General features: G+C 63.3%; 3 protein-coding genes and 2 pseudogenes. 4 read left to right on the top strand and 1 reads right to left on the bottom strand.

Annotated features, from left to right (window positions below):
* Window positions 1–232 precede the first annotated feature (232 nt).
* From MXD95_RS10495 to MXD95_RS28910, 4 genes and pseudogenes are all read left to right on the top strand, one after another.
* Window positions 233–612, top strand: a pseudogene (locus tag MXD95_RS10495) (IS701 family transposase); the annotation flags it as partial.
* Between the two features lie 2030 nt (window positions 613–2642).
* Window positions 2643–3593, top strand: coding sequence for an epimerase (locus MXD95_RS10490; RefSeq protein ID WP_250640379.1), 951 nt, complete (start codon window positions 2643–2645; stop codon window positions 3591–3593).
* A gap of 229 nt (window positions 3594–3822) precedes the next feature.
* The gene (locus MXD95_RS10485) at window positions 3823–4164 is read left to right on the top strand and encodes a hypothetical protein (RefSeq protein ID WP_250640378.1); all 342 of its coding nucleotides are present in this window, start codon (window positions 3823–3825) and stop codon (window positions 4162–4164) included.
* Window positions 4165–4522: 358 nt separating this feature from the next.
* The gene (locus tag MXD95_RS28910; RefSeq protein ID WP_250640377.1) at window positions 4523–5503 is read left to right on the top strand and encodes a helix-turn-helix transcriptional regulator; all 981 of its coding nucleotides are present in this window, start codon (window positions 4523–4525) and stop codon (window positions 5501–5503) included.
* Between the two features lie 142 nt (window positions 5504–5645).
* On the opposite strand, the pseudogene MXD95_RS10475 reads toward MXD95_RS28910, so the two are convergent.
* Window positions 5646–6082, bottom strand: a pseudogene (locus MXD95_RS10475) (transposase); the annotation flags it as partial.
* Window position 6083: the final 1 nt, after the last annotated feature.

Genomic DNA, 6083 nt, shown 5'->3' with positions numbered 1-6083 from the left:
GAGGGCTGAGGCCGCCGCTCCAGGTCCTCACGCGGTCTTCCTCGGGGCCGATGGTCGGAGATCGGCGGACACCGAGGACGGGCCGTCCGCGTTCCTGGGCGAGTGCGACGCTCGGAGCGGTCCGGTAGGCGCTCCCCGGCGAGCGCGAGGGGTGATGGTCGTCCCTCCTGCCTGGCCTCCTCTATGTGCGCCTACGTCTGCCGGGTGGCTTGTCGGGGCAGCCGATCTGGCACCGCTGGCGACCCTCGTCCGAGTCGCGGGCCGGCGCTGGACCGTCGAGAGGACGACTTCCAGTCCTCCAAGGAACTCGCCGCCCTCGACGAGCACCAGGTCCGCCGCTGGACCAGCTGGCACCGCTGGACCCTGCTCGCGATGCTCACCCACGCCTTCCTCGCCGTCACCACCGCCCGGGCCCATGACACCGAACCCGCCGACGGGCTGATCCCGCTCACCATCAACGAGGTCCGCCACCTCATCACCCAGCTCGCGATGCCCCGACCCGCCCCAGCCGCCGGCTTCGTGCTGACCTGGTCCCGCTGGCGACGCCGCCACCAGGCACGCGCACAAGCCAGCCACTACCACCGCCAGGCCGCAGCCCTACAACTCAACTGATCACAAAAGTCGGGCTGGAGTACTAACCCGCACCATCGAATTATGAAGCTGCCCGCCGGCCCGCGCCCGGCGGGGTACGGGTGCGGCGTGGAGGGGGCGGTCATGGCACGCCCATTGCCCAGCGGGAGGAGAGATTCGGAGTGGGTGGGTGGTGTTCGTAGTCGCGGGCCAGGCGCCCGGTTTTCGGCGGTTCAGCCGAACGTCCTTTCCACGGCACATCGTCGAGGCAGCGCCGGGAAACCATTTGCCGGGGGGCTTGTTCGCGACACGCAAGATGCGATTGTTCCCTCGGAGTCCTCGCCGGCAAAGGTGATGGGCACCTCACATGAGGCGCCCATCACCTTTGCCGGCGAGTTTAAAGCTGTGCAGGTACTGACTGCCAGAACTGATCTGGGTGATCGTATGGTGTCCACTGGACGGCGCGTGCGCCGGGTTGCGCCGAACCCTCTGCTATTCCTATATTCTTATTAGGGCCAACCTCATACGCACGAAGGTTTTGGATCACCTTCCACCACTGAGAGGCAACACTACTCCATAGTTGATCATGTGTGCTGTTGCAGGTGTAATGGATGAGATCCGCATTTCCGGCCGATCCACCCGCAGGTGATATACACCTTGCATTGTGATAATTTACAATCAAGGACCATCCGTTCAGGTTGTTCTGTCGATACCAGATCTGCTTATGTTCACGTGCCGTGCAATTTGCTAGACGGATCTGGTTCGTGCCATCGACTACGGATAGGCACATGCCATTCTGGTTCCGCAGATGAAAGTAGATGGGCTCTGCAGCAGATGCCGAATTGGTGTCTAGCATCAATATCGTAGCGACTAGCAGCAGGGCGGCGCCCAGAATGCCAGGCCGTCTCGCTGGCACCTTCGCGCACCTCATTGAGGCAGGCAGGTGGAATTTAAGGGGAATTGCGCTCCTCGATGGAAGGGCTAGAACGCGTGTCATCTTTATGCCTCCACGTAAAACATAATTATCGGGATAAAGAGCGTGTCCTGCTCGGGGTCGGAGAATCTCCGAGCAGGCGGTGCAGATCAAATAGTCACGGGCGAAATCGATGACCTCCTGTGCCGTCTCGATCGCAACTCGAATAACCTTCTTAAATAAAGAAGCCGACTGTTTTGTGTGTAATCGGGTGACGCGGATCCAGGCAGCAGAAGATCTCGTTAGCGCGTCAGCATGAGATGCCGATGGTGGGCTTTGATACTTTCACGCGGATCTGCTCTGACGGCTTCGTGCGACTACCATGCTCTCTGCGTGAAAGGAGTTGTACTAAGCGCCCGCCACTAGTGGCTGCGCATGTAACACTGAGGTATCAGGTGAACCTGGCACCCGACCCGTCAGGATAGCCAGAGGTATGAAGCCGCACTCATAATCCCGACTCGCTTGCGTGTCTCGCCTTGGTGTCGAGTAAACGGACAGCGCTCTATTTTCATGGCGCTCGGAGTATAGAAGATTCCGCATTTTTCGATCGAGGGCTAAAATTCCTAACCAACTGTCCCACCTCCACGTGGTAGAAGCTGCTGCTGAATCTTGCGCCGAGGCCAATTGTTGCGTATATAGAGCGTGCTGGAAACCCAATTCGACCTTCCGGTTTAGGACACGTCCTCAACCGGACAGTGGCGGTGCCATTGGGAAGTCCATTCCCGCTGTGAGGGTCAGAATCCAGCTCCTCCGGTCAGGCTCTTCTACTGATGTTCCGAGCAGGCCTCTACGGGTACGAGGATGATCGTGGCATGGCTCCCGACGTTGCTCTGTCGCGTCCGAGGCCCCAGCTACAAAGCCACCATCAGCGTCGACATACTCGCTCCGCCGGACCCCCTTGACGACCAGCCCAATCACCTACCTACACGGCTTTGCCCTAGCCCTCGGGTACGAGCCGAGCGACCCTTATCGACGGGTACTCGCGCAGCGAGGGTTGAGCGAACGATCGAGAGCGGTTACGGTGTTTTTGAGCATCCGCTCAACGCGACGGATCCGGGTGGCACATCGCGATCAAGGATCGAGCAGCTGCGGGGACACCGTGAAGATCGTGATACCTGGTGGCACCGGCCACCTGGGACTGCTGCTCGCCGCCGCGCTCGAAGGCGAGGGGCACCAGGTGGTGGTCCTCAGCCGGCGCGGAAACGTGCGAGTGCCCGGCGCACGCACCGTCCAGTGGGACGGACGGACCTTGGGGGGATGGGCCGCCGAGGTCGACGGGGCCGATGCGGTGATCAATCTTGCCGGGCGCACCGTGAACTGTCGATATACCGAAACCAACCTGCGGGAGATGATGGCCTCCCGGGTGGATTCGGCCGCGATCGTGGGCACCGCGATCTGTCAGGCGGTCGCACCCCCGCAGGTGTGGCTGCAGATGAGCACGGCCACGATCTACGCGCACAGCCACGACCGGTCCAACGACGAGGCGACAGGGATCATCGGCGGCACGGAGGATGGCGTACCGGCCTACTGGGCATTCAGCGTCGACATCGCGCGGCGGTGGGAACGGGCGCAGATCGACGCGCCGACCCCAGCCACCCGGAAAGTAGCGCTTCGCACGAGCATCGTGATGGCTCCCGGCCGTGGTGGAGCCTTCGACATGCTGTGGCGTATCACCCGATCGGGCCTCGGCGGGCCGGTAGCCGGCGGCCGGCAGTTCGTGTCGTGGATCCACGGGCGCGATTTCGTCCGGGCGGTCGAGTTCCTGCTGGCCCGCGACGAACTCGCGGGGCCGGTCAACCTGGCATCACCCGAACCGCTTCCCAACCGCGCGTTCATGGCCGAACTCCGACGGGCGGCGGGCAGGCGCATCGGACTGCCCGCCACGGCCTGGATGGCCGAGCTCGGCGCCTTCGCGCTGCGCAGCGACACCGAACTCCTGGTGAAGAGCCGCCGGGTGGTGCCGGGCCGGCTACTCGACGCGGGCTTCACGTTCGACCTCCCCCACTGGCCCGACGCGGCCCGCGACCTGGTAGCCCGCAGCCGAGGCTGAACAGGCGGACGACGCGGAACGGCGTCTGAAATGGAGGTCCGGCGGCCGCCGGTCCGAGCGGACCCTTCTGCATCCGGTCGGCAGTGGCGCACCGGGCTGAGAGACACGTTCGACCGGTATTCCGCTCCAGCTGGACGTCTCGGTGCGATGACGAGAGTGGGAAGTCGTGCGAGACAGGACGCTGGCCGTGCGTTTACTCGTCATACTGATATCGCTTCACGGTGTGGTCGTGGCCAGCGCTGCCGGAGTGGTCGCCGCCGGCTTCCTCTATCTGTGGCAGGACCACAACCAGAGCGATTGGGATCAGGCCGTCGTCCTGGTCGTCGCGGGGTTGGTGTTGCTGTTGCTGATCGGCGCTGCCATTTTGTTTTCGGTGGCTCGCGCGTACCGAGGTGGGGCGCCTGGATCGTCGTGGCTCGTTCGGGCAGCAGCGTCGATCCTGCTGTTCGGTGCCATCGGGGCAATTGCCGACCGAGACGTACTGCTGTATGGCGCCTCGCTCGCGGTTTCCTCCAGCGCCATGGCGGCACTGACAGTCGTGCCGAGTGTGCGCGGCTGGCCGCGACACTGACCAGACCAGTCGCGGTCGGCCGAAGTAGGCGACCTACCCGACCCACACCGTCGTGCTGGGCGCGGATGCTTTCGATTTCAACTGCGGTGTCGGCGTCTGAACGAGAGGGCCACGCCGTCGCCGACACCCTCGGGAACGCGTCAGCTGCCAGAACTGAAACCGACCAGCTCCTACCTAGATCCCGAGACCGCTCGCCTCGCACACTCCGGGTCTCCACCTCATTCCAGCCGCAAAGCTTGATCGCCTAGCGGGACGTATCGATGTGTTGCGCTGGCAGGGCGCGGGCGACGAGGTTCTACGCGCCCGCTCTGGCCGTCCTCGACTTGACAACCGTGGGCATTAATCCGGAAGGAGCGCTGTGCCGGAATTCATCAGGGATCTTCGGACCTACTACGACCTGTTGGCGGAGGATGCGGAGCGAGCCGACACTTCGGTCGGACACGACGCGGGATTCTCGACCGAACAAAGAGCACTCCTTCACGAGTCACTCGTGCAGCTCTGCCTTCTGGTCGAGTCTCCGAGCGCGACCGACGGTCGGTCTTTGGTGTCGCCAGCGGCTGCCGCCCGTCGCCTACTGCAGCACCAGAACGAGAAGGTGCATACGCTGGGTGCGGAGATTCGGGAGGCACAGCGAGCTCTCAGCGTATTGGTCGACGGTTTCATGACTTTCGGAGGAGGGAAGGAAATAGAGGAAGTTGCTGGGTTCCCACGAATCATGGCCGCGCTGGATGCTGCGACAGCCTCAGCGCGCCGGGAAGTGGCGATGGTGCAACCAGGTATGCCACCGTCACCGGAAATAGCGCAGGCCGCACTATTCCTTCACCGGGAAGTGCTAGGCCGCGGTGCGGCGGTCCGAGCTGTGTACCAGACCGCGACCCGGAACCTTCCACATGCAAGAAGTCACCTCAGACAGCTAGCCGATATCGGTGGTCAGGTACGGACCGCGCAACTGCTTCCGCTTCGCCTCGTCCTCGCCGACGAGACCGTTGCCATACTGTTCGTACCGCCGCAAGACAAAGGTCCAACCGCTCTGATAATACGAAACGGTCCACTGATCGCCGTCCTGCGGGACATGTTCGAGCACGTCTGGACGGTCTCCGACCCGCTGTCGACCTCATCGCTCCACAAAGTGGACGGAGCACCCTCGAAACCTGTCGGGCAACGGATGGAGATCTTGCGCCTGCTTGCCCTTGGCATGTCGGACGACGCCATCGCCAGGAAGATCGGCGTCTCGACTCGGACGATAAGGCGGCAGACCGCCGAGATCCTGTTGCAACTCGGCGCCGGCAGCCGCTTCCGGGCAGGACTCCTCGCAGGAAGGCTCGGATGGGTCGACTGACCGCTTGGAGCGATTAACCGAGGGCCGACACCCGTCCGGAATCGGACGGTCCGGAACCGGAATACCGAGCCGGTTTCCATCGCGCTGGCGACGCACATTCGACGGAGCCTGGTCCAACGTCTTCGTCATCACTTAGTTGATCGTAGATCTCCTCGAAGTGCGCCGAGATCTCTCCGGTCGTCAGCCCCTTCGCGTACAGCGAAAGCACGATCTCGTCGACTCCGGACAGTCGCCGCTGCCTTTTCTTACGATCTGCGGCTCGAACGTGCCCGCCCGATCGCGCGGAACCACGATCTCGACCTCACCGACAGCCTCGGAAACAACCGCCTTCGTCCGGCCACCGTTACGAACGTTGACCGAGTCCCGTTCCACCGGCGCGCGGTTCTTCTCGTAGCCGAGGTGCTCGGTCATCTCTTCCTGGAGAGCCGTTTCGAGCACGTTCTTCGTGAACAGCTGCAACCCGTCCGGGCCCGTCAGCGCGAGCCCACGCGCTCGCGCCTCCGCGACCATCGCCGTCGCGGCGGCCTGCTCCGGCGACAACTGCCGCACCCGATCAGGATCGATCTTCCGAGGGCTCATA

It is taken from the genome of Frankia sp. AiPa1, from assembly GCF_023243075.1.
Classification (GTDB): Bacteria; Actinomycetota; Actinomycetes; order Frankiales; family Frankiaceae; genus Frankia.
The sequence above is the reverse complement of the archived record's forward strand: the minus strand, read 5'-3'. Positions and strand labels throughout refer to the sequence as shown.